17 protein-coding genes are annotated in these 24,489 nt (G+C 50.9%); 9 read left to right on the top strand and 8 right to left on the bottom strand.

Going from position 1 to position 24,489, the window contains the following annotated elements:
• The first annotated feature begins 43 nt into the window (after positions 1-43).
• Complete coding sequence (locus ACR9FF_RS24690; RefSeq protein ID WP_435165822.1) at positions 44-1,111, top strand: stalk domain-containing protein; 1,068 nt, start codon at positions 44-46, stop codon at positions 1,109-1,111.
• Between the two features lie 324 nt (positions 1,112-1,435).
• Complete coding sequence (locus tag ACR9FF_RS24695) at positions 1,436-2,224, top strand: alpha/beta fold hydrolase (RefSeq protein ID WP_127491711.1); 789 nt, start codon at positions 1,436-1,438, stop codon at positions 2,222-2,224.
• A gap of 101 nt (positions 2,225-2,325) precedes the next feature.
• Here the strand turns inward: ACR9FF_RS24695 and ACR9FF_RS24700 are convergent, their stop codons facing one another.
• The 3 genes from ACR9FF_RS24700 to ACR9FF_RS24710 form a co-directional block, all read right to left on the bottom strand.
• Positions 2,326-2,868 (bottom strand): AAA family ATPase, encoded by a 543-nt coding sequence (locus ACR9FF_RS24700; protein WP_435165825.1) that lies wholly within the window; start codon positions 2,866-2,868, stop codon positions 2,326-2,328.
• Between the two features lie 574 nt (positions 2,869-3,442).
• Positions 3,443-6,388, bottom strand: coding sequence for an S-layer homology domain-containing protein (locus ACR9FF_RS24705; protein WP_435165828.1), 2,946 nt, complete (start codon positions 6,386-6,388; stop codon positions 3,443-3,445).
• Positions 6,389-7,291: 903 nt separating this feature from the next.
• Positions 7,292-9,337 (bottom strand): beta-galactosidase, encoded by a 2,046-nt coding sequence (locus ACR9FF_RS24710; RefSeq protein ID WP_435165831.1) that lies wholly within the window; start codon positions 9,335-9,337, stop codon positions 7,292-7,294.
• Between the two features lie 183 nt (positions 9,338-9,520).
• Here ACR9FF_RS24710 and ACR9FF_RS24715 point away from each other — a divergent pair, with 183 nt between their 5' ends.
• From ACR9FF_RS24715 to ACR9FF_RS24740, 6 genes are all read left to right on the top strand, one after another.
• Positions 9,521-10,366, top strand: a complete 846-nt coding sequence (locus ACR9FF_RS24715) for a helix-turn-helix domain-containing protein (protein WP_435165834.1) — start codon at positions 9,521-9,523, stop codon at positions 10,364-10,366.
• A gap of 267 nt (positions 10,367-10,633) precedes the next feature.
• Positions 10,634-11,188, top strand: coding sequence for a MarR family winged helix-turn-helix transcriptional regulator (locus tag ACR9FF_RS24720; protein WP_435165837.1), 555 nt, complete (start codon positions 10,634-10,636; stop codon positions 11,186-11,188).
• A gap of 35 nt (positions 11,189-11,223) precedes the next feature.
• Positions 11,224-12,684 carry an aryl-sulfate sulfotransferase gene (locus ACR9FF_RS24725; RefSeq protein WP_127491736.1) on the top strand — a complete coding sequence of 487 codons (1,461 nt, stop codon included), beginning with the start codon at positions 11,224-11,226 and terminating at the stop codon, positions 12,682-12,684.
• Between the two features lie 11 nt (positions 12,685-12,695).
• Positions 12,696-13,736: an ABC transporter substrate-binding protein gene (locus tag ACR9FF_RS24730; RefSeq protein WP_317979682.1), complete on the top strand. Its 1,041-nt coding sequence runs from the start codon at positions 12,696-12,698 to the stop codon at positions 13,734-13,736.
• 13 nt (positions 13,737-13,749) lie between these two features.
• A complete protein-coding gene (locus ACR9FF_RS24735) occupies positions 13,750-14,565 on the top strand; it encodes an ABC transporter ATP-binding protein (protein ID WP_127491740.1) in 816 nt (271 codons plus the stop codon).
• Positions 14,562-15,341: an ABC transporter permease gene (locus ACR9FF_RS24740; protein WP_127491742.1), complete on the top strand. Its 780-nt coding sequence runs from the start codon at positions 14,562-14,564 to the stop codon at positions 15,339-15,341. Before ACR9FF_RS24735 ends, ACR9FF_RS24740 begins: the two co-directional genes overlap by 4 nt.
• Before the next feature lie 90 nt (positions 15,342-15,431).
• Here the strand turns inward: ACR9FF_RS24740 and ACR9FF_RS24745 are convergent, their stop codons facing one another.
• Positions 15,432-16,445 (bottom strand): LacI family DNA-binding transcriptional regulator, encoded by a 1,014-nt coding sequence (locus tag ACR9FF_RS24745; protein ID WP_435172207.1) that lies wholly within the window; start codon positions 16,443-16,445, stop codon positions 15,432-15,434.
• 516 nt (positions 16,446-16,961) lie between these two features.
• Here ACR9FF_RS24745 and ACR9FF_RS24750 point away from each other — a divergent pair.
• Complete coding sequence (locus ACR9FF_RS24750; protein ID WP_435165842.1) at positions 16,962-19,973, top strand: glycosyl hydrolase; 3,012 nt, start codon at positions 16,962-16,964, stop codon at positions 19,971-19,973.
• 583 nt (positions 19,974-20,556) lie between these two features.
• Here the strand turns inward: ACR9FF_RS24750 and ACR9FF_RS24755 are convergent.
• The 4 genes from ACR9FF_RS24755 to ACR9FF_RS24770 all read right to left on the bottom strand — a co-directional run bounded on the left by ACR9FF_RS24755 (position 20,557) and on the right by ACR9FF_RS24770 (position 24,461).
• A complete protein-coding gene (locus ACR9FF_RS24755; protein ID WP_435165845.1) occupies positions 20,557-21,693 on the bottom strand; it encodes a bifunctional cystathionine gamma-lyase/homocysteine desulfhydrase in 1,137 nt (378 codons plus the stop codon).
• 16 nt (positions 21,694-21,709) lie between these two features.
• Complete coding sequence (locus ACR9FF_RS24760) at positions 21,710-22,627, bottom strand: PLP-dependent cysteine synthase family protein (RefSeq protein ID WP_435165848.1); 918 nt, start codon at positions 22,625-22,627, stop codon at positions 21,710-21,712.
• A 45-nt stretch (positions 22,628-22,672) separates the two neighbouring features.
• The gene (locus ACR9FF_RS24765) at positions 22,673-23,314 is read right to left on the bottom strand and encodes a class I SAM-dependent DNA methyltransferase (RefSeq protein ID WP_127491762.1); all 642 of its coding nucleotides are present in this window, start codon (positions 23,312-23,314) and stop codon (positions 22,673-22,675) included.
• A 163-nt stretch (positions 23,315-23,477) separates the two neighbouring features.
• Positions 23,478-24,461, bottom strand: coding sequence for a glycerophosphodiester phosphodiesterase family protein (locus ACR9FF_RS24770; RefSeq protein ID WP_435165852.1), 984 nt, complete (start codon positions 24,459-24,461; stop codon positions 23,478-23,480).
• Positions 24,462-24,489: the final 28 nt, after the last annotated feature.

Below are 24,489 nucleotides of genomic sequence, written 5' to 3' on the forward strand. Positions count from 1 at the left end.
CTTTACGGTTTTTGAGAGTAAAAAAGAGGAGGTGTGCATTTCGTTGAATCTGCAAATTATGCCGCAGCAATGGAGGAAAAACGGAATCGCTTATTTGGTGGCGGTTATATTAATTGTTTCTCTGTTAATAGGAGGGCTGTCTGCTTCTCCGTTGGTAACAAGTGCTGCCGATGCTCAACCTGCGGGAATAGAGATTGAGCTGAAGCTGGGCAGCGATACGGCTTTAGTAAATGGCAAAGAAATAAAAGTTCAAGGTATGTATGAAACAAAAGGCGTCACAATGATACCCGTTAGAGTGTTAATGAAAGCGTTCGAGCTAAACATCCAATTTTTTAATAGTGCCCATGAAAAGTCTTTCACATTGAATAGCAAATCGTATCGGGATTACAGTGCTTATGTAAAACTTGGCGCGCTGGAAGCTCAAGTGGGCGGCAAAGTTGTAAAACTTCCTCAGCCGGCGGTAGAGAAGCAAGGCTCACTTATGGTTCCGTTGCGGGTTTTTGCCGAGTCCCTTGAAGCCGTAGTCAAGCTTGACAGGAAGAATAAGACGATTCGTATTACGAGAGCGGCTGATATTCTGGTCGACGGCAAGCATCGTATAGGCAGCAGTAAGGATAGCTGGTCGATCGCGGCACCTCTTTATAACCCGAGCGAACCGACCGCCATAAGCTGGTATGGATTCGAGACCCATCCGGGAGCCTGGAACTGGAGCGGATCGCTAAATGCAAATCCGAACGCTAGTTTCACTGTTACGATATGGACGGATGACGGCGGGAAGCCATTGACGGAGGACGAGTCGTTGGAGCAACTGAAGAAGCAAATCCATACGTCTTGGTTTACGATTCAGAAGCGGACATTGAAGACAAGCGACGGTAGTTTCGTCGGTTTTGTGGCCGGCCATAATGAACCGTTCTCCGTCACGTACTCTCAATTCTGGATCCTACGGTTGCCGGAGAAGACATACTATATCGAGATCTTTATTGGCAATGGTTCAGTAGAAAAGCATACATGGGTAGCGGATCAGCTGCTCCCGACTTTCCGCGCATCTTTCGATGATAAGGACGCCAACAGTAAGGATGTTACCTTGATCAAGCAACACGCAACGAATTAAAGAACACCTTCCAGTAAGCCGCGTGATGCGCTCCGTAATTCGTATTAGGTACTTCAACAACAAGCCGGCAATGGATCTCTGATCTGCTGCCGGCTTGTTGTTTTCAATTAATGTTTTAATTGTCAGGTCAGGAGCTTGATTAAACAGTCTACTTCCCGCTGCTAATACCCCTCGCCATCTTGTGTCCGTGGGAAGAAGTCAATATCCTTCCTTAAAAAGGAGAAGCCCTTCGTCAGCTAAGAATTACGGTCTTATACAGTTCACGTTTGGGCGCGTGTCGCGTATTCTATCGAGAAAGGATTTTGATTCGCGGAGGCAACGACAGTGGGATATTACGTAACGGTAGAACCCGGAGTAAAGCTCTACGTTGAAGACATCAACCCGGGAGGAAGCAAGACGATCGTGTTTCTTCATGGCTGGCCGTTCAGCCATGACCAATTCGAGTATCAGTTCGATGTACTGCCGAGCGCGGGGTTTCGCTGCATCGGTATCGATTGGCGCGGCTTCGGCAAGTCAGATCGCCCCTATGGCGGTTATACTTTAGAGCGGCTTGCGGACGATATCCGCAAAGTCGTTGACGTGCTACAGTTGAAAGATTTCGTGCTCGTCGGACATTCGACCGGAGGCGCAATAGCTATCAAGTACGTGGTGCGTTACAATGGCGGAGACGTATCCAAGCTTGTGCTAATAGACGCGGCAGCGCCAACGGGCTTCACCAAGGAGACTGCAGCACAGCTGCTGAAACAAACGTTGAACGACAGGGCAAATATGTTGCGCGGCGTAACTGACATTTTCTTCTTCCAGTACATCACCAAGCCATTATCGGACTGGTTCAATCAGATAGGCATGCAAGCTGCCGGCTGGTCAACGGCCGCGATCATTATCACGTTGCGCGACCTTGATCTGAATGCCGACCTGCCAAAAATCCAAGTGCCGACACTGATCGTGCATGGCATTCACGACAAGGTTATTCCATTCAGCCAGGCAGAAGAGATGCATCGAAAAATCCCCCATTCACGGCTCGTGCCGTTCATGTACAGCGGCCATGGTTCGTTCTACGAAGAGCGCGACAAGTTAAATGAATTACTCCGGGAATTCACTGTAATGAACTAAATGAAGAAAACGGCAGCCTCCCTTCTTCAATAAATAAGGCAGCTGATCCTCTGACCAGCTGCCTTTACGTTGTTTTCAACTATTGTTTCTCGCTCAATCACTTATAATATTACCGCTTCATTCTGCAATCTCGTGATAATTTCATCAACGGTTTTTTCAGGGGTTAATTCAGATGAGTCTAACCACAGTCCAATTCGAGGTGTTTCATTTCGTAGTACACTATCTAACCCTTCAACGGTCCAAGCACCATAACCTTTCTTTGAACGTATAGATTCCCTTAACGTAACAACCGACGAGTGCGGGCAAAGCACCACCACATATAGAGGGCGGCTTTCGATATAAGAAATAAAATCATACAACAAAGGTCCAATGACGACATCTTGAACGACAACCGTAAACCCTGCTTCGTGATACGTCTCCGCGGATTGTGCAGCCAACCGATATCGTAGGCGTAGCTGATCCATTTCTTCACTTCCCGCGTCTGGACGAACTTCTTTACGATTATGCACAATCATTCTTCGGAAAATATCTCCCCGCAAATGCACCGATTTCTCAAATCGTTCGGAGAGTAGCTGCGCCACTGTTGATTTTCCACTTGCCATTATCCCGGTAATTAAAATAATGCTGGGAGCTTCCGACAACATAGGAGCATCCTCCTTTTCTTTTTACCTGTATTGTACAGGAAGAAATAACTGATCAAAGGGCGAATTTCACCATAATTGATTTATTCCGCTCTTCTGCCCTTTACTTCAACAAATACGGCAGCTGATTCACTGAATCAGCTGCCGAATGGTTGTTCTGAACTCCCGTTAGAGCTGAACTCCTATGAGCCAGTAGACATGAAAGATAAGTGGAATTGCCCACTCTTTCATATTATCTTGAATAGTTTGTAGAGTTAATTTGATTCCAAAACCAAAAATGAGATCCTTGTGAAACAATTAGGCGCTCAAAGAACAGTTCGAAATTTAGTTTAATATCTTCACCTTCACTATCAATCGAATCATAAATTGAACGGTCAAATAAATAGTCTTCCCTACCCTCGTTTACACGATCTCCATTAACGAAAATAACGGTTTGACCATATTTAGCTATGGGATATAGATGCTCGGGTATATGATGTTTATTCAAATATCGTTCTAGCCAGCTGCTCCAGCACTCGGCAGCCTTTATGGTCTTATTGGGAACCCCTACCAGAAGATAGGGAGGCCCTAAAGAACATTAAGCTTGTTTGTCTGCTGGTTTAACCAAAGTTTCCATCAAGCGAACGATCATCGCAACTGACTCAGCACGAGTAGCATCACCTTGAGGATTGAACTGACCGTTACCAACTCCACCAACAACTCCTGCGTTAGCAAGGGCATTGATTTCGTTTACTGCCCAGCTGTTAGCCGAATCAGCGAACTGGTTAGTTTCTGGTTTAACAAAGTTAATCATACGAGCAAGAACTGCCGCCATCTCTTCGCGAGTTATCTCTTTCTCCGGTTGGAAAGTTCCGTCAGTGTAACCTTTCAGAATTCCTTTATTAACCAACGTTTGAATAGATTCAGCTGCCCAATGACCTTGAATGTCGTCGAAACTTTGACCTTGAGTAGGTGTGATTCCAAAAGCACGCATGATCATTGTTGAGAATTCTGCCCGAGTAACTTTGCCATTAGGGTCAAAGTGCTCCGCGTCCTTACCATCAACAATACCCATTTTAGCAGCCTTATCAACTACACTCGAACTCCAAGAAGTAGCAGGTACGTCTACGAAATTAGGAGCAGTACCTGTCGCAGCCTTAGTAAGAATGTTCATAATCAGAGTATTGCTGACAATATCTTGATTTGCAACAGGATGCACAAGAGTCGGAACTGTAGGTATAGTCGCCGTAGGTGGTGCCACAACCGGAGGTGGTGTTGTTACTACTGCCGAGTTCACAGTGACCACAGAAGTTGCCGTATGTCCACTGAATGAAACAGTAATGGTAGCTGTTCCATAATGAATCGCAGTAATCACACCTGCAGTAGATACCGTAGCAACCGATGTATTGCTGGACGAATACGTGGCTTGCGAAGTTACAGTAGCTGTAGTTGTGTCACTATAAGCTGCTGTTACTGCCAAAGAACGAGTACCTCCAACGGTTGCTGTTGTAGTAGCAGGGGAAACCGTAATGCCTGTTACAGTCGGAGCAACCGGAACTACAGTAAGAACTACAGAATCAGTTTGCCCACCGTATGTTACAGTAATTGTAGTTGTACCTACGCTCAGAGTATTAACGAATCCAGTGTTATCGATTGTAGCTACGCTCGCATCCGAAGAAGTCCAAGTAGCCAAGGAACCAAGGTTCGAAATAGAAGTCATATCAGACATAAGTGCAGATGCAATTACCGGACCACTAGTTCCAACCGGAACCGAATTGTTCTGGTAGTTACCTTGGATAGTTACACTTGTAGTTGTAACAGGAACCGCAGTAATAGCAATCGGAATATTTACTACCACCGAACCGATAGTACCAGTAATCGTAACTGGACCAAGGTTAGGTGCGATTGCGGTAATCAAACCTGTGGAGCTTACAGTTGCTCTAGTTGCATCCGAAGTAGTCCAAACAACTTGGCTAGTTACATCAGCTGTCGAAGCATCCGAGAACAAACCAGATACTGTCGATTGAGCTGTTTGTCCAACAACGAGAGTATGATATCCCGGAGTTGCAGTCATAGCCAACAGAGTTGGTTGTGGCATAATTGCGGCAACAGTTACGTTGATAGTAATAGGTGGAAGATTGTTATATATCACCGTAACAACACCTGTTATTCCAGGCATCATGGCTATCGACGAAATCACACCACTCGCACTTACCTGAATGAACGGATTGTTCGAACTATAAGTAGCTTGTGTTGGGGCAATGTCAATTTGAGAATCATCGCTGTAATTTGCCTTCAAAACAATCTGATGAGTCACTGCTTGAGTAATTGTTACGTTAGTAGAATCAATCCACAAACCTGTGAAAGTAGGTGGAGCCGCGGTTACTGTAACATCAACCGTACTAGTGAAAGCACCGTTTGTCACTGTAACAGTAGCCGAGCCTATGCCCACTGCAGTGATAAGTCCTGCGCTAGAAACTGTAGCAACATCTTCGTCAGAAGAAACATATGCAGACGAATTTGTAACATCTACAAAGCTAGGAAGACCTCCAGTCAAGTAATTCCCAGTAACAGTTAATTGTTGTGTTTGTCCAACGATCAAAGAAGGAGCGGAAGGACCCGCAGTAATCCCTTGAAGAACTGGTGAACCGGAATTAATTGTTACCATTACCGATGCTTGCACATCACCAACACTTACTGTAACGACCGGTGGTAAGAAATTTGTAGACAGAGCTGTCATTACACCCGCAGGACCTACCGAAAGAGAATTCGGGAAGTTGCTGACGAAAGTCGCTTGGGAAGTCAAATCAGCAGTAGAATTATCTGAATAGTGACCTGTAACAACAAGAGTTATCGAATCTCCAACAGCCATAGTTGTCGTGTTATCGGTGTTCAACGTTATGTAATTCAACGTAGGAGCCTGAACTGGATTAACGGTTACAGGAATGTCTACCGATACATTATTGTAGACAGCATTGATCGTAGCTGTTCCAACACTAATAGGCAAGAAAGTGCTTGCGCTATCAAAATCAACTACATCAGAATTAGATATTGTCCAATCAACCAAACCCGTCACATTGGTTGTAGTGTTGTTACTCCAATTTGCAGTAATGGTGATAGGTTGAGCCGTATCATCCATATGCAATGCTAAAGAGCTTGGAGTTGCGGTAAGACTTGTGATAATTGGAAGAGCTCCCGGAACTGTGATCTCAATCGTCGCAGAATAACCTCCGTATGCCCCTGTAATCGTAGCCGTACCGCCACTAACAGCGGTGACTTGACCGTTCACGTCGACAGTTGCAACACTAGTATCATCCGATGACCAGTCTGCCAATTGCGTTACGTCATCCGTAACAGAGCCTCCGTAGTACGCGGTCAAAGTGAACATTTCGGAAGTACCAACATCAATGGTTGACGTTTCCTTGTTCGTATAGACCGACACCAATACGGCGTTAGCATACGCGATGCTGCTAAGCATGGTAAAAATAAGTGCAAAAACCATAATGCTTGCTAAGTATTTCTTAGCTGTGTTCCTTGACAACATGCCTAAACCCCCAGATGATTTTATATATAAACGCCAATAGACGAATATATCCAATGTTACCGTCGGGAGTATTGCCGGTAACATTTACCTGCGCAACACTCCGGACAAAATGTAACTTACTTGAAGAAGGTGTTTATAAGAGAAATTAATGTTAGTTGTCATGTTGTCACCCTCCTTAGTCCAATAAATAACTCCTCTCTCAATGTTTACATGTGTCTATTATACCATTCTTAAGGCCCAAAAGAACTACATTAGAGGGCTGCCTATACGTAACCTTAAGCCCATATGTTTAAATCCGATACATTCAAATAGTTCCTTTGATAAGCTTCAATTAAATCGCCTGTTAAAATCATTTCTTTTCCTCCCCTCTCAGTTGAGCAAATCTGCTCCGTTAGCTTAACGCCCGCCGCCAGTCTAGGGGTTACGCATCGACAGGGATTGTTTAGCAACGAAATGATAAACAAACATATTATAAAAATAAAAAGTCGCAGTTTATGCGACTCCCGGCGGTATGTAGATGTTCTGGTTCTCGACGGACAGCTTACTCTGTTTCCGTGAGCGTGGGAAATTCCCACTTACAAGAAGTATTAAAGAACTTTATTTTCACAGAATGTTAGTTATTCCTTATCAGTTAAAGAACTTTATTTCTCATTAAACAACTTTATTTACAATTAAAGAACTTTATTTTCCCACACCAGCTCATTGTACCTGTGAAGGGGAACTACCTTACTTGTAACCTTCCTGTAATATTCCGCTCAGGTTCCTTTCATTATCGGCTACTATAATAAGAGACAAGACCCCCCTTTATATATTCTCTATTGTTGCCTGCGGCTGATTGCCGCAGGCTTTTTGTTTGCCTAGCAAGAAGCCCCCGCAGGACTATTCCCGCGGGGGCTGAGTACATTAAAGCTCCAACACCATAACGCCGTATGCCGGCATCGCTACATCGGTTTCCAGTGCTGTCCCTGTCAGGAGGTCCGTAACGCGCTTCTTCACTTGAACCGTTACCGTCTTATCCGAATAGTTCAGCAGGAAGGCGTATGAAGCATCCTTCGAAGCGCGAATTCCGATCTCGACTTCGGCCGGCGCGGAGATCCGGTCTGCGAGAGGCGAGCTTAAACCAAGCTCATCCAAAATTCCGTCGACTACCGTCTCGCTATAAGCAGCCCCTAAGTACCAGACTTGGCCTTCCCCAACGTTCCGGCGAGTTAGAGCCGGCTCCCCTTGATAATATTCGGTCGAGTAACGGGCGACAACTTCCGCTTCCGGATTCTGAACGCTAAGCACCTCGTTGAAGCCAACCGCCTTCGTTCCCGCGGACAATCGTCCTTCCCATTGCAGCTCCGCCGCGTTCACTTTACCTTTGACAAGCGTAAAGTCCTCAACCGTAATGCCGCATAGTCCGGCAACCGGACCCGGGAATGGACGCATGTAGCATTGTCCGTTCACATCCTTGTACCCCGTACGGGCACCCAGGAACAGCTTGCCGCCCTGCTCCACATAGCGGGTCAGAAGCTCGGCGGTCTCATCGGTCATAATCGCCGAATGCGGATAGACGATGACTTTGTACTTGGCCAAATCCTCGAGAGTTGTATTGGAACGCAAGAAAATGGAGTCTGCCGGAATATGCCGGTATTGCAGCTGCTTGAACCAGGAACGCATGCTCTGCCACTGCAGAGGGCCATGCCATACATCCATTTCCCCATCCCAGTTATTGTTGTAATCCTGCATAAAAGCTACTTCCGCTTGATAGGTTGTCCCTGCAATAAGAGATCCGATCTTCGCGAACTCGCCGCCTACTTGAGCCACTTCCCTGACTCTCCGGTTCGGCTGGTTGTGGTAGTCATTGATGCCATGCCAATAAATTTCGGTACCGAACGTTGCCGTGCGCCAGCGGAAATAGACAAGCAGATCGGTTCCGTGAAGCACCGATTGATATGACCATAAGCGGATTTGACCCGGTCTTGGCGTTCCCATCTCAATCCGGTCAACCCAGCCGCCGGGGCCGGACTGCTGCTCCATGACGCAGAAGTTCTGAGAGATGGACCTGACGTTGGTCAGGTTAATGCTCCATTGACGGTCGAGCAGCGGCTTGGTTTCATTCTCGTTATAGAAAACGCTGCTGAACTGCGGATACGAATCATACGAGAAGAAATCGAGCAGCTCATCCGTCATCTTATGATTATCGAGATGGCCGAACAGTCCGTTAGTCGTTACCCAATGCTGCGGCGCCAGCTCGCGGATAATATCAGCCTGCAGCTTGGCGAACGAAATGACGTTATCCGAAATGAATCTCTTCTCATCCAATGCCAAATGCGGGTTCGGCGTATCCGTCTGCGACAGGTGCAGCTGCTCCCAATCCGTATAAGTCTGGCTCCAGAATACCGTACCCCAAGCTTTATTGAGATTGTCCAACGTCCCATACTTTTCTTTAAGCCATACCCGGAATGCGGCATGGTCGGCTTCGGCATAAAACACGTTTTTCTCGCAGTTAAATTCGTTATCGATCTGCCACCCTATAACCGCAGGATGGTCTTTGTAAGCGTTCACCATATTGCGCACGATTCGCTGGGAAAGCTCCCGGTATTTCGCGCTGGAATAATTGTAATGGCGGCGCATGCCGTGTTTGATCAATACGCCTTCCTTCGTTGCATTCAGCACCTCGGGATATTTATGCGTCAGCCAAGCCGGCGGCGTTGCGGTAGGCGTACCCAGTATGACTCTCAGACCGAAACGGTGCGCCAGATCCATCACCCGCGTGAAAAAGCTGAAGTCAAACACCCCTTCCTGCGGCTCGAGCATCGCCCACGAAAATTCCGCCATCCGGATCACCGAGATATTCATCTCCCGCATACGCCGGAAATCATCCTCCCACAACCCCTCCGGCCAATGCTCCGGATAATAACAGACTCCTAATGTTAACTCGTCCATTTGGATCGATTTTGCCATTGCGACATCCTCCTTAGCGTATCTTGCTTCTACCTCCATTTTAGTGGACGCCCGGGCAGAAGGATATGACAAAAAGATGCGAACTATATTAAAATATTGTCATCTATTTTTTTGGTAATGACTGTTTTATCTTATTATTATACCTATCGTATAAAAATATTGCGTTATTCTGAGGTGATTAAAATGAAAGAACATATCTTCCTTCCCAAGCCGATTTTCCCCCGTCACACCTGCTTTCCCGACTTCATCGGCGGCTATAGCGACTTCCCAGAGCATGCCGTCAATCGTGAATTTGCCACAACCGAAAACAACCTGGACCGTTATTACAACTTGCACATTGTGCTGGCCGGCAAAGGTTATCTGCACACGGACAACATGACCTACGAGCTGACGCAAGGGCAAGGCTTCCTATACGGCCCCGGCGTTAGACAGACGTATCATTCGGATGTCCGGGAGCCCTGGAGTATCCGGTGGGTCCATTTTTTTGGCGTAAGGCCGGAGGAGTTTTTGGACGGAAAAGGTCTCGATGAGCCTTGGCTCTTTCATTTGCCCGATCTTGCTCCTGCTCAAGCCTTGATGGAGCGACTCCTTGAGCTTGGCAGAAGCTACGAAGTAGATGACGAATACGCGGCTGCTTCTACGCTGTACGAGCTGCTCAGCAGAATTCAGACTACCGCCAGCCAGCTTAACGTGTCCGTCCATCAAGCCGCGGACAAAATCCGGGCAGCTGCCAATTACGTGCGCGCCCATTGCAATCAGCCTTTCACCCTGGAGCAGGCGGCCGCGATTGCCGGGTACAGCGCCCATTATTTCAGCCGGAAATTTAATCAAACCTTTGGCAAGTCCTTCTCCGACTTTCTGACCGAAGCACGTATACTCCGGGCGAAGCAGCTTCTTGCCTCAACCGCCCTATCGGTGAAGCTTATTGCGCTCGAAACCGGCTTTTCGCAAACCAGCTATTTCAGCAAATGCTTTCGCGATCAGGAAGGCATGACCCCGCTTCAATTCAGGGAAAGGCATAAGGCGTAAAATTATTTCTAAATACCACTTGACTTGTCGGAATTATAGGGTTAATATCAATCCATAATCCTTCAACGTTCATTCTTTTAACGTTGAACTAATTTCATAAAGCCGATTGGATAACCAAAGGCCCAACTCACGTACCCGATCACGGGACGTCTGTTGCGGTCTTTTTTGTTTTCTTCGGATTATGCTTTCGAAGCAAGAATCATCACGAGTGGCCCTGTATCAGGCACTTTAGGTGAACATTCTTTTAGGAGGTAACGCGAGAACAACATGGAAGACTTCATAACCCAAATGGAAGAAAACGATTGGCTGTTCAGGAGAATGGTCCGCAGATTCGTTAAGGAACGCGACAAAATCTCCGTGGAGGACATTGCCCTGCCCGGCTTCCTAATTCTCCGGAGCATTCAGCTGGGCGGCGCGCAGAAGCTTGGAGACCTGGCGGAGCAGCTTGATCTGACCTCCGGTGCAATCACGGCTCTATGCGACAAGCTGGAAGCGAAAGGCTTCGCTGAGCGGCAGCGCCTGCAAGGCGACCGCAGGAACGTATGGCTGGACATTACGGAGGAAGGCCGGCAGTTGCTAAATCGGTACCCTGAGCTTGGCAAGCGGGGAGTAAGTCTCCTGTTCGGCAGCTTTAACGAAGAAGAGCTGGCCTGCCAGAAGGAAATTTTCGAGCGTATTTATGCCAATCTGGAAGGCTTCTCGGAGCGCTACATGGCGATGGTCAAGGAATACGAAGAGCAAAAGGCGGAAGAGAAAACGGAAGAAAAACCAAAAAATAAGCCGGCCGCCAAACCCAATCAAAATTATTTTTTGAATTATTAATTTAACCATCACAATTCATTTAAGGAGTGTTGAGCATGGGACATCCCACTATTTATCCAACCGGAGCAACGGTATATTTGCCCGAGAAAGCATGGAGCGGATATACGATTTTCCAGGCGGCCAACGTTGGCGCCCTGCTGATTGATATGAGCGGCAAAGAGGTTCACTTGTGGAAAGGCCTGCGAGGCTTCCCGAACAAAATTTTGCCGGGCGGTTACGTGGTAGGCAGCACGAAGGAACGCGATCCGAAATACGGCTTCCAGGATGAAGCCGATCTGGTGCAAGTGGATTGGAACGGCAATATCGTATGGAAATTCAACCGCCTCGAATACATAGAGGATCCGGGCTACGAGCCGGAGTGGATGGCGCGCGCGCATCATGATTACCAGCGCGAAGGCAATCCGGTTGGCTACTATGCTCCGGGACAGGAACCGCAGACAAACGGCGGACGCACCCTCATTCTTGCTCACCGCAACGTAACCAAGCCGGAGATCTCCGATAAACTGCTGCTTGACGACGTTATTCTCGAAGTGGACTGGGAAGGCAATATCCTGTGGCAATGGGCGGTAAGCGATCATTTCGAAGAGCTTGGCTTTGACGAAGCGGCGAAAAACGTGCTGTTCCGCGATCCTAACGGACGTCACTTCGGCGGCAATACGGGCGGCGACTGGATGCATATCAACTCCGCGTCGTGGGTAGGTCCGAACAAGTTTTACGATGCCGGCGACGAGCGCTTCCACCCGGACAACATTATCTGGGATGCGAGAGAATCCAATATTATCGCCATTACGGACCGCCAAACCGGCAAAATCGTCTGGCAGCTTGGCCCGGACTACTCGAAGCCGGAAGTGAAGCATTTGGGCTGGATTATCGGTCAGCATCATGCCCATATCATTCCGCAGGGCTTGCCTGGCGAAGGCAATCTGCTTGTATTCGATAACGGCGGCTGGGGCGGCTACGGTCTTCCGAACCCTGCATCTCCTTACGGCATCAAAAATGCCGTCCGCGATCATTCCCGTATTCTCGAGATCAATCCGGTCACTCTCGAGATTGAATGGCAATATACGCCAACGGAAGCCGGCTTTATGGCTCCGCTCGATTCCTATCGTTTCTACAGCCCGTACATCAGCTCCGCGCAGCGCCTGCCTAACGGCAATACGCTGATTACCGAAGGCGCCGACGGCCGGATTTTCGAGGTGACGAGCGAGCATGAACTGGTATGGGAGTACATCTCCCCTTACAAGAATAAAATTAACGCCAACATGGTTTACCGCGCTTACCGCGTCCCTTACGAGTGGGTGCCTCAGCTCGAGAAGCCTGTTGAAGAAGCGATTGTTCCGCTTGACGTTGCCGACTACCGGGTGCCGGGCGCAGCGGCAAAAGGAACCGATTCGGTTGTGGAGGTCGTAGGCACCGGAGAGTACGGCGAAGGCGCCTTCTGCGTCGCAACCGTCGAAGAAAACCCAAGCACGGCCGAATCCGGAGAAGAAAGCTGAGGCGAAGTTAGATGAAAAAGTTCGGTATTCTCGCAACGGTTCTGGCCGTTACCTTCACCCTTGCCGCATGCGGCGGCAAGGATAATAATAAGCCGGCAGCGGCTGAAGCGAATTCGGCGAACAGCCAGCAGGCTGAAGCAGCTGCTGACCCGATTAAGATTAAAATCGCGGACACCGCAACTAACCCCGTGCTCCGCGTGGCGAAGAGCAAAGGCTTCCTCGAGAAATACGGCATTGATGCCGACATCATTACCTTCGCTACGCCTGCGGAGGGTATTAATTCCTTGTTCATCAAGCAGGCGGATATCGGCTGGGGCGCAGACTTCCCGTCGCTGAACGCGGTAAGCAAAGGCGACTTCTCGATTATTGCCGCGACTGGTACGGATACCGAGGCATCCGCTGCCCAGTGGAAGCTGTTTGTCCGGGATGAAATCCAGTCCCCTGCCGATCTAAAGGGCAAAAAGCTAAGCACCCTTCGCGGCACGTTCCTCCCTTACTTGTGGGATGTTTATTTGAAGGATAACGGCGTAGCGGTAGCCGATACGAAGGAGATCGGGCAAGGCGGCTTCGACGAGGCTTACGTTGCGCTCAAAAAGGGCGAAATCGACGCCAGCTGGGTCATAGGCGCTACGCTGATCGATAAGTTCAAGGCGATTGAAGGCGTTCACGAGCTGACCGATATGTCCAAAACATCGGTACGGATCGGCGGTACCATTATCGCCCCTAACTCCTTGATCAAGGACCATCCGCAGGCGGTCGCCAACTTCCTGAAGGCCTTGGATGAGACCTCGAAGTATATTACGGCTAATCCGGACGAAACAGCCGACATCCTATTTGCGGAAACCAAGCAGCCGAAGGAAGCAACCATCCGGGATTTGGCTACGAACAACTGGAACGTTGGCTTTACTCAGCAATCCTTCGACAGCCTTACGAATCAGAAAAATTACATGGTGGGAGCCGGCATTATTAAGAACGACTTCAACCTCGCCGATAAGCTGAGTCTGGACAGCGTGCAGCAGGCGGTACCCGATCAGTTCACCTATAAGAAATAAGGAGAGATGACAAATGGTGTTGAATACGAGTCCATCTCCAAATACGATTACGATCGAACGGCTCAACAAGAGTTACTCGGAGGTTAAGCCAGGCTCGGGCGGCTCCGTTCATTACATCATCAAAGATATTGATCTGGTCGTGAAGGGCGGGGAATTCTTCGTTCTTCTGGGTCCAAGCGGCTGCGGCAAATCCACGCTGCTCAATATGATCGCGGGCTTTGTCTCCAAAACCGGAGGCAGCCTGCGCGTCGGGAACGATGAAGTCGACAAGCCCGGCAAGGAAAGAGCGGTTGTCTTCCAGCAGGCGGACTCCTCCCTCTTCCCTTGGCTGACGGTCCGGCAAAACGTTGAGTTCGGCCTGAAAATGAAAAAGATGCCAAAGGACCAGCGCAAGGAAATATCGGACCGCTATATCCGGCTTGTCGGGTTGTACGGCCATGAGAACAAATTCCCGCGCGAATTGTCCGGCGGCATGAAGCAGCGCGTTCAGCTTGCCCGCGTATTAGCCAATGATCCGGCGATTCTGCTGATGGATGAACCGTTTGGCGCCTTGGACGCGATGACAAGACGGATCATGCAGAAGGAATTAAGCCAGATTTGGCGGGAAACGGGCAAGACGGTGATTTTCGTCACCCACGATATTCAGGAAGCGCTGCTGCTGGGACAACGGATCGCCGTTATGTCTACCGGACCTAATGCCAAGATCTCCAGCATCTATCAGGTTCCGCTCGGCTATCCGCGCGATCCGGCCTCCCCGGAGCTGAACGAGCTTCAGCGCCATATCCAGTCTCACTTTGACGCCGAGCTGGAAGGAGGCATGTACCCGTGAAGGTTTTGCAAAAGAAATGGGTAACGATTCCGCTGCTGTGGGTCATCACCTTCATCGTTTGGCAGGTTGGCGCATGGATCTATGGTCCTGAGATTATTCCGAGTCCTGCCGCTACCTGGCAAGGAGCGCGGGAGCTGCTCAGTGACGGTTCATTAATGAAATATATCGGCATCAGCTTCTACCGGGTATTCGCCGGCTGGGCGCTTGGCAGCCTTCTTGCCATTCCGATTGGACTTACCATCGGCAAAGTAACCGCCATCCGCGTCTTTGCGGAGCCGTTCCTGAACTTTGTACGGTTTATCCCTCCTATCGCGTTTATTACGCTGTTCCTCGTATGGTTCGGCATTGGCGAGCAGTCGAAGATTGCCCTCATTATGTACGCGACCCTATTTATCGTCATTATTAATACGTTAACCGGCGTTCTCGCTATTGAAGAGGACCGGATCCGCTCGGCCCGCAGCATGGGCGCTTCCGAATGGCAGATTTTGCTCCATGTCGTCATTCCCGCCACCACGCCTTATATTTTCACCGGTATCCGGCTTGCTATGGGTACCTCGTACATGGCGATCATAGGAGCCGAGATGATTGCCGCGAACGAAGGCGTAGGCTTCCTCATCTGGAACTCCAGACTTTACTTCCGTACAGACTGGATCTTTGTCGGATTGATCAGCCTTGGCCTGATGGGCTTCCTGACCGACCGCATCGTCGGCTGGCTGGGCAGCAAGCTGCTGTTCCGGTACGGCGTCATTAACACGACGGCCCTTCGCCGCCGCTAAGAAAACCTCTATGGAAGCTCTCGAAGATATGCCGTAACAAAAGAGCTGTCTCCAGGCCGGTCGTGACCGAAACCTGGAGACAGCTCTTATTCATGATCCGGCGGCACCGCAGCTCTGCCGCACGATCAGCTCCGGCGCAACCATAACCGAGCTCGACTGCAGCTGGCCGTTCATCAGGTCATACAGCATTAGAGCCGCCAGTAAACCAATCTTTTCCTTATCCTGTCTTACGGTTGTCAGCGGAGGAGTGACGTATTGGCATGCCTCGATATCGTCGCAGCCGATAACGGCAACATCCCCCGGGACGTTCAGCCCCTTCTCCCTGATTGCCCGAATCGCCCCAATCGCAAGCAGATCGGAAGCCGCGAATACCGCGCGCGGAACTTGCCCCGCTTCAATCATCCCCAGCGTCGCCTCATAACCGGAATGCTCGAAAAAGTCGCTCCCGTTCCGGAAGAACGCCTCCGTGACAGGCAAGCCGTAACGCTGCAAGGCCTCCCTGTACGATTGCTCCCGGAACTGCGAGATCCGGCTTGTCCCCGAGCAGCCGATAAAGCCAAATTCCTTGTATCCCTGCAGGTAAAAGTGCTCCACGGCCCTGTTCGAAATATGGCTGTTGTCCGACATGACGTAACCGGACCGGTTGCCGGTCAGCTCAAGATCGATTCCGATGCACGGAATTTCGCTTTGATCGAGCTCTCCGATGCCCGAGTCAATCTCGTCGCCGGAAATAATAATGCATCCGTCCACCTGATAATGCCGGCAGCGGGACAAATAGTCCCCTTCCGAATCATCCAGTCTCTCATTCGAGAAGAAGAGCAGGTCGTACCCTAACAGACCGATTCTTTTCTTGAAGGCGTTGATTACATCCACAAAGAAAAGGTGATTGAACTCGGCATTTATTTTACCCGCGTACACAACGCCGACCAGCTGCGATTTGCGTTTCGGAGCCTTCGACGCATTGGAGGCCGCATACCCGTGCTCCTCCATAATCCGCAGCACGCGCTCTCTCGTTTCGGTGCCGACATCATCGTAGTTGTTTACGATTTTAGAGACGGTCGACACGGATACCCCCGCCAGCTCGGCGATTGTCTTAATCGTTATTTTCACCGTAATCTCTCACTTCCGTGGGCAGATCTGCCCTTCTTCTCTTCTTTTATCCATCCTATCATACCTGTCATTTTTCGGAAATACCATAGTTTTGTGTTTGTGATATTACGAAAACTTTCGTTAATAAATCAGGATCTAAGCCCTATTTTTGTAAAATTACCCACTTTCCTCTTTACAAATGAACGGATCGCGACCATAATCAAGATGCAATCACGAAAATTTTTCGAAAATCGCATCACCACACTCCTCTTTGTTTCGCTTCGCACACACATCAATCGCAATCACTTCCGTACTGCCCTCATCTTAGACATCTAAACACAGAATCTATCTCATGCTGTAAACGACAGAAGACGGTTCCGCAATCACTGGATTATGGAGAATTGGTCTTCTTTTTTTGTCGTCCTTAACCTACGAAGGGAGGTGATGCTGCCTGACCGGGGAGTCGGGTACGGATTCATGGCAGCGGTGAAGAATGCAGAACACACAGACCTTTTTTTGAGGAGGAGCTTGATGAAGAAGGATATGCAATGGACCAAATGGATGGTATTAACCGCATTATTTGCATTTACTATACTAGGCTCGTTTACTTCTCCGGCAGCGGCCGCCACGATCGCGGTAGGCGCGGGAAGCTATACGAACAGCCTGCCTGCAGGACAGACGGGACCTCCCGCAACGATCTACAAAACCTCTAATGTGACTGGGGCCATGCCAACCAATGACTGGTGGAGCTCCCTCGCCTGGAAGGCCTACTCGGACGTGATGTTCCCTCACCCGCTTGCCGTTCAGGCGAAAGCAGACGGGCTTGGCATCGGCTATCCGGTGCAATCCGGCAGTGCGGACGCCATGTTTGGCGCGTACGTCAACGATTTCACCCTTGGCCATTCCGCCCAGTCGAACTTCCCGGATGCCAAGGTAGACGCCTTTTCCGACTGGACGGTATCGATGCTGTTCAGCAGCGGTGGAACGATGCGGATTACAACCGGACACGGCCTGCCGTTTATCTACTGTACATACGCCGGCGGCCTGCCTAAGCTCACTTTCCCGTCCGCCCCAACCGTCTGGTCCGGCAGCGCTTCGAGCAGCGTTCTGGGCGTAACGATTAACGGCCATCACTACGGTTTATTTGGACCTACCGGCTCCACCTGGTCCGGCATTGGAACCACTACGCTTACCAACTCGTTGAACGGCAAAAGCTACTTCTCGGTCGCCGTTCTTCCGGACAATACGGCGGCTACTCTAAATGCCTATAAGCAATACGCCTACTCCTTCGTAACCAATACAACTTCGAACTACTCCTACAACTCTTCGACCAGCAAGGTGTCAACTACCTACTCTGTCACAACGCAAGCTATGGAAGGCACGCAGACCGGCACGATTATGGCGCTTTATCCCAGCCAGTGGAAAAACACATCAACCTCGCTGCTCCCGTACACCTACGACAGCGTCAGAGGAACGATGAAGACGGTAGCCGGGTCCTCTTTTACAACATCGCTTACTTATCAGGGCATTCTCCCTTACCTGCCTGCCGTTGGCAGCTATAACAACGCAACCTTGAACAACTATATCGAGTCCGTCCGGACCGAAGCCAACCATACTGTTGGGGCTACCGATACGTATTGGCTTGGCAAATATTTGGGCCGGATCGCCAACCTGCTCCCGATCGCCCAGCAGGCCGGCAACACGGCAGCCGTTGCGAATTTCGAGAACTATCTCGAGACAACGCTGAGCAGCAATTTGACTGCGGGGACAAAATCCAACAACCTGTTCTACTACAACAGCAATTGGGGTACCCTTATCGGCTACCCGGCCAGCTATGGTTCGAATGATTCCTTGAATGACCATCACTTCCATTACGGCTATTGGGTTCGCGCAGCGGCTGAAGTGGCCCGCAACAATCCAAGCTGGGCTTCAACCGCTAACTACGGCGGCATGGTGAATATGCTGATCAAAGATTTCGCCAACTGGGACCGCTCCGACACCAGCTTCCCTTACATGCGCAACTTCGATCCTTATGCCGGCCATTCCTGGGCGTCGGGCAACTCCGAATTTGCGGACGGCAATAACCAGGAATCGTCATCGGAGGCGATTAATGCTTGGTCCGCGATGATCCTGTGGGGGCAGGCTACGGGCAATACGGCTATCCGCGATGCGGGGATCTACCTGTACACGACCGAGGTCAACGCGGTAAACGAATATTGGTTTAATATCGATGGAACCAACTTCAAAAGCGGCTATAACCACAACTACTCCTCGATGATCTGGGGCGGCAAGTCCGTCTATGCAACCTGGTTCTCGGCGGACGTACAGGCGATCCGCGGCATTAATATTTTGCCGGTAACCGCAGCTTCCGCGTATCTTGGCTACAAGCCTTCCTATTCCGCAGCCTTCCTGGCGCAGACAGCCTCCGAACGCGGGGGCAATGCCTGGAACATGTGGCCGGATATATTCTGGGAGTACCAAGCTTTGTATGATGCGGACGGTGCGATCAGCCTGTTTAACGCGAATCCGAGCTACACGCCGGAGGACGGCGAGACCAAAGCGCACACGTACAGCTTCCTGTATAACATGCAGGCGCTTGGTCAGGTGGATACTTCCGTAACGGCTAACGTGCCGACCTACGGCGTATTCAAAAAAGGCTCTACCCGCAACTACGTCGCATACAATCCGGGAACTTCGGCCATTACGGTTACGTTCTCGGACGGAGCTACCTTGAGCGTGCCTGCCGGCTCGGTCGCTTCCTCGCTTGGAACGGTTGTTACGCCTAGCGGACCGTCAATTACCAGCTTGAGCCCCTCTTCGGGTTCAGCGGGAAGCACGGTTACCGTAACAGGCAGCGGATTCGGAGCTTCGCAGGGTACATCGTCTATTAAATTCGGCTCTGCGGCCGCTGCCGTAACAAGCTGGTCGAACACTTCCATTACGGCGACCGTTCCTTCAAGTCTTGCGGCAGGAAGCTATAATGTAACCGTAACGACATCTGCCGGAACCAGCAATGCAGCGAGTTACACCGTTGCGGGGGCATCCCTCTCAAGCAATGTGCTTTATGCGAGATCGGGTTCCAGCTTAAGCTTTACGGCAGGAACGGCGGCAGCAAGCGATACGATTGCTAGTGCGGGCGGAGCAAACTATGACGGTAATCCGCATAGCCCAACTACGTATACCATTACAGGCATTACTGGCACATACGACGCAACCAAAGCAACCGCCTTCCACCTGTTCCTGGACTCCGGGACTAGCGTCGGCAACGGCGTTCAGGTACAGGTCACGTATGATTTTAATGGCAACGGAAGCGCGACGAGGGTGGAAACCTACGGTTACTTCGCCACCAATGACGTAACCGGCTGGGAGGATTATACGCAAGGCGGCGGACCAACCTCGGCTGCCGGCTCCTTCGCGAACATGAACAACGGCACCATTACGATTAAGGTGTGGAGCGCGATTGGCAACGGGGCATCCTCGCTTCGCGTCAATGCGAGCAGCGCCAACGGCCAGCAGTCTACCGTGACCATTCCGTATAAATAAAGAAAAGACCGCTTCGCTTCGGGTATTTTGTACCCGGCCGCGAAGCGGTCTTTCTCTGTTTGGTGCTGCTCAACTAAATCATATACTTCCGAAAATCTGTTCTTCTATATACTTGCTGTTTTTGATGCACTTAACGATGCGCCGCATCGTTAAGGTGCCCGGATTGAGCAGCTGCGCTGGGCTTAACGATGCGGCCGCATCGTTAAGGTTCCGAAAAACAGCCCCACGGGCTCGTTTTTCACTGTTTTTGATGCGCTTAACGATGTGCGGCATCGTTAAGGTGCCCGGATTTGCAAGCTGCGCTTGGCTTAACGATGCGGCGCATCGTTAAGGTTCCGAGAAACAGCCCTAGAGGCTGGTTTTTCGCTGTTTTTGGTGCGCTTAACGATGTGCGGCATCGTTAAGGTGCTCGGGCTGGCCAGTTGCACTGGTCTTAACGATGCCGAGCATCGTTAAGACCAATGATAAGACGGGACTCTAGTTAGTTAGGGGTCGGATCTGGAGACACTGCGTCGATGTAGAGGGAATTTCGTGCTGCGAGCGGCTTTGCAAGATCGGTACGATCAGAGAGGAACCGGCTTTACTAGCCTTCCAGGCTCTGAGCCAGATCAGAGATCAGATCCTCACGGTCCTCGATGCCAACCGAGATGCGGATCAAACCGTCCGTGATGCCAAGCAGCTCTCTCCGTTCCTTCGGGATGGACGCATGTGTCATCCGGGCCGGAACGGAGATGAGGCTTTCCACGGCGCCGAGGCTTTCGGCTAGCGTAAAGTACCGGACCTTCCGCAGCACCTCGGCTGCTTTCTCGTTGCTTCCCACATCAAACGAGATCATCCCGCCGAAGCCAAGCGCCTGCCGCTTCGCCAGCTCATGCTGCGGATGGTCCGGCAGCCCGGGATAGTAGACCTTCCGGACAGCCGGATGCTCTGCAAGAAACGCCGCGATCTCGCGGGCATTGGCCTCATGCGCTTCCATGCGAAGACCTAGCGTCTTCATGCCGCGGATTAGCAGCCAGGAATCATGCGGGCCAAGCACGCCGCCAACGGCATTCTGAATATAATGCAGCTCTTCGCCAAGCTTCTCGTCCGCCGTAACGACCAGCCCCGCAACAACGTCGCTATGTCCGCCCAAATATTTGGTCGCCGAATGGACCACGACATCCGCGCCTAACGCAAGCGGCGTCTGCCAATACGGCGTGCCAAACGTATTATCTACAATAAACAACAACCCGCGCGACTTCGTCCACGCGGAAACCGCCGCGATATCCGTCAGCTTCAGCAGCGGATTGGTTGGCGTCTCGACAAGCAAAGCTTTTGTGTTTGGTCGCACTGCCTCGCCTAATGCATCCAGATCAGCCGTGTCCACAAAGGTGGCCTCAATGCCAAGGCGCGCCAGCACCCGGGTAACGATCCGGAACGTCCCGCCGTACACATCGTCGGTCACAAGCAGATGGTCCCCGCTGTCGAGGCGTGACAACACCGTATGAATCGCCGCCATGCCAGAGCTGAACGCCAGTCCGCGCGCACCTCCCTCGAGCTCCTTGATGAGCTCCTCCAGTGCATGCCTTGTCGGATTGCCCGTGCGGGAATACTCGTAACCGCGGTGTACGCCAATATCATCCTGCTTATACGTACTCGTCTGGTAGATCGGTACGTTAACGGCGCCGGTATGCGGATCAACCGGCGTTCCTCCGTGAATCAGCTTCGTTAATCGCTTCAACGTCAAGCCGCCTCCTCTATCCCCCGTAAATCTGCTTGCTTAGATAACGCTCGCTTCCGTCCGGGAATATCGTCACAATGCGGCTTCCCGATGGCGCAAGCTCCGCTTCCCGGAGTGCAGCTTCAAGCGCCGCGCCGGAAGAGCTGCCGACAAGCAGGCCTTCCAGTCTTGCCAGCTCCTTCACCCGGGCAAACGCAATATCGTCGGTAATGGTGTGAATCGCATCGAAATAGGAAGGATCCATAAACGGAGCCAGCTTCTCCACGCCGATGCCTTCGGTCCGGTGCGGTCCGGACTTGCCGCCAGCCAATATCGAGCCCTCCGGCTCGACGATTGCCGTCTTTACGACCGGATTCTTCTCCCTCAAATACCGCGCCGTTCCCATAAACGTTCCGCCCGTTCCCGCTCCCGCCACAAAGACATCCACTCTCCCGTCCAGCTCCTGCCACAGCTCCGGACCAAGCGTGTCATAATAAGCCAAAGGGTTCGCCGGATTCGAGAATTGCGCCGGTGAATACGCTCCCGGAATCGACGACACCAGCTCCTCCGCTTTGCGGATAGCCCCGAGCATTCCGTCCTCTGTAGGCGTATTGACAACCTGCGCTCCAAGCGCGCGCATCAGCGTCTGCTTTTCGATGCTGAATTTTTCAGGCACGACAAATATGACTTTATAGTCCGTTCCAACCGCGGCAAGCGCGAGACCAATCCCCGTATTGCCTGCCGTTGGTTCGATAATGGTTCCTCCGGGCTGCAGCTCGCCCCGCTCTGCCGCATCGCGCAGAAGCGCCAGACCTAGGCGGTCCTTGACGCTCCCTCCGGGATTCATCAGCTCCAGCTTGGCAAATAACCGGACCCCTCCGGGTAGCGGAAAACGAGTCAATTCAACGATAGGCGTATTTCCGATCAGCTCACGGACATTGCGATAAATAGCCATGCAAGCATCTCTCCTCTGCTGTTCCCGTCTAGAGGTGCAATCAGTTCAGGCCAGCTTGACCGCTTCCAGCAGCCAGACATAACGGTTGAGCCGGGTGAAGCTGACCGTAAAACCGTGATTCGTAAACAGCTTATTCAAGACATCGAGAGAGGTATAATACTCCGTGCGCAAATCCTGATATAAATTTAGAAAGCCCGCTTCAAGGGCAGTTTGCTCAATTTGATGACGCTCTTCCGCGCTCGCAAAGGACGTATCCGCAAACACCACGCGCCCGCCCGGCGCAAGCAATTGGCTATACAAAGCAATTGCTTGATCCTTCTCCGTATCCGTCAAATGGTGAAAAGCATAGGTGCTGACAATCGCGTCCATCCGCTCCGGCAGCTCGGGAAAGTCCAGGAAATCGCCGTCCAGAAGCCGGATCGGCAGTTCGCGCTTGGATACCTCCCGGCGCATGCCTTCCGAGGGCTCAATGCCGTACACCTTATCGCTCCGCTTAAGCAATTTCTCCGTCAAATTGCCCGTGCCTACCCCAAACTCCACAATCGTGCCGCTAACCCTCTCTGCTACCGCTTCAAGGATGCGGTCATATCCCGCGAATACTTCCCGATACTCCACATCTTCCCCGGCAACCGTCCGATCATAAGATTCCGACCATTCGTCAAACAGCGCTGTAAACTCTCTGCCCATCTGTACGCATGCCCCTCTCGTGCTGCCACAATGTGTTGCTTGCTATCAGCATATGTAGCCGGGCTCAACTTGTTCTCCTTTTTCCAACCTTATTAATCGGAATTATGCAAAAAAAGAAACAGCCCTGCTCAACGAAAGAGCAAAGCTGTTCATCCTCCCACCGTTACCGGTTATATCGGGGAGCAATCCGGTCAATCCTGTTTGTCCAGATGACACCGGAATATCCCTCAGGCAAGCGGTTCAAATCTTCCACCGTGTCAAAGCCGCTCGAAAATTCGCTGCCGTCGCCGCCAACGATCACGACGCGATTATCCGCTTTGGCCATGCGATCCAAAAACTTGTCCGGCCATCCCCACAAGAAAGGGGCGAGCTTCTCGGGTATATGTACTTCCGTATGGCTGCATGCCGAAGGCACATACCCTGTCCATCCAACGGCGAGGTAAGGGATCAAGCATTTCTTCAGGGTGGCCTTCGACATCACCCTCATGTCCGGGAGCTCTTCCTTCAAAGCGGCAATCGGTTCATCTCCTCCATAGACGGCCAGATCACTTCTTCTCTGTTCCGGAAGCTGAGACAAATATTGCGCCAGTAGCCTTCCTTCCTCGGGATCATTGCTTTTAACGTCAATAAGAAGGGATTGAGTCGGAAAATGCTCCAGTACCTCCGTTAACGAAGGCATTTGACCAACCCCTTTTCCACGGAAAGGATACGTTTTTCCGCCGTCAGCCGTATAGCCGTAACCGATATCGAGCTGCTTTAACTGTTCCATCGTATAGTCCCGGGTAACGCCCGTGGCGTTAGTACGGCAATCCAGAGTCCAATCATGAAACACGGCAAACTGGTCATCCTTCGTGATATGCACGTCGAACTCGACGATATCCGCACCGGCTTCGAAAGCGGCTTCCATCGAGGCAATCGTATTTTCCAGGTACGGGTATTCCGGTTCGTAGATCCTCTCCGCGGTGCAAGTATCGTTCTGAATGCCTTCCATCGTAAAGGTCTGCGCCATTCCGCGATGAGCAAGCAGCAAAGGCTCGCCACCAAGCGGTTTGGCGAAATACGTTGTATTGTTTAGAAAAACGAGCACGATAACAAGCGCAATGACAATAAATGCTTTACTCTTCCATATCCTGATCAATCTCTTCATGAAAGACGCCTTCTTCCCTAACGCAATT

The sequence above is a fragment of the Paenibacillus glycanilyticus genome (genome assembly GCF_051200795.1).
GTDB lineage: Bacteria > Bacillota > Bacilli > Paenibacillales > Paenibacillaceae > Pristimantibacillus > Pristimantibacillus glycanilyticus.

What these genes read in the sequence shown, in the direction of transcription:
- ACR9FF_RS24765 (WP_127491762.1), bottom strand. Translation starts at nt 23,314, where the DNA reads ATGGGCAGAGAGTTTACAGCGCTGTTTGACGAATGGTCGGAATCTTAT.
- ACR9FF_RS24710 (WP_435165831.1), bottom strand. Translation starts at nt 9,337, where the DNA reads ATGGCAAAATCGATCCAAATGGACGAGTTAACATTAGGAGTCTGTTAT.
- ACR9FF_RS24725 (WP_127491736.1), top strand. Translation starts at nt 11,224, where the DNA reads ATGGGACATCCCACTATTTATCCAACCGGAGCAACGGTATATTTGCCC.
- ACR9FF_RS24760 (WP_435165848.1), bottom strand. Translation starts at nt 22,627, where the DNA reads ATGGCTATTTATCGCAATGTCCGTGAGCTGATCGGAAATACGCCTATC.
- ACR9FF_RS24730 (WP_317979682.1), top strand. Translation starts at nt 12,696, where the DNA reads ATGAAAAAGTTCGGTATTCTCGCAACGGTTCTGGCCGTTACCTTCACC.
- ACR9FF_RS24720 (WP_435165837.1), top strand. Translation starts at nt 10,634, where the DNA reads ATGGAAGACTTCATAACCCAAATGGAAGAAAACGATTGGCTGTTCAGG.
- ACR9FF_RS24735 (WP_127491740.1), top strand. Translation starts at nt 13,750, where the DNA reads ATGGTGTTGAATACGAGTCCATCTCCAAATACGATTACGATCGAACGG.
- ACR9FF_RS24750 (WP_435165842.1), top strand. Translation starts at nt 16,962, where the DNA reads ATGAAGAAGGATATGCAATGGACCAAATGGATGGTATTAACCGCATTA.
- ACR9FF_RS24700 (WP_435165825.1), bottom strand. Translation starts at nt 2,868, where the DNA reads ATGTTGTCGGAAGCTCCCAGCATTATTTTAATTACCGGGATAATGGCA.
- ACR9FF_RS24770 (WP_435165852.1), bottom strand. Translation starts at nt 24,461, where the DNA reads ATGAAGAGATTGATCAGGATATGGAAGAGTAAAGCATTTATTGTCATT.
- ACR9FF_RS24705 (WP_435165828.1), bottom strand. Translation starts at nt 6,388, where the DNA reads ATGTTGTCAAGGAACACAGCTAAGAAATACTTAGCAAGCATTATGGTT.
- ACR9FF_RS24715 (WP_435165834.1), top strand. Translation starts at nt 9,521, where the DNA reads ATGAAAGAACATATCTTCCTTCCCAAGCCGATTTTCCCCCGTCACACC.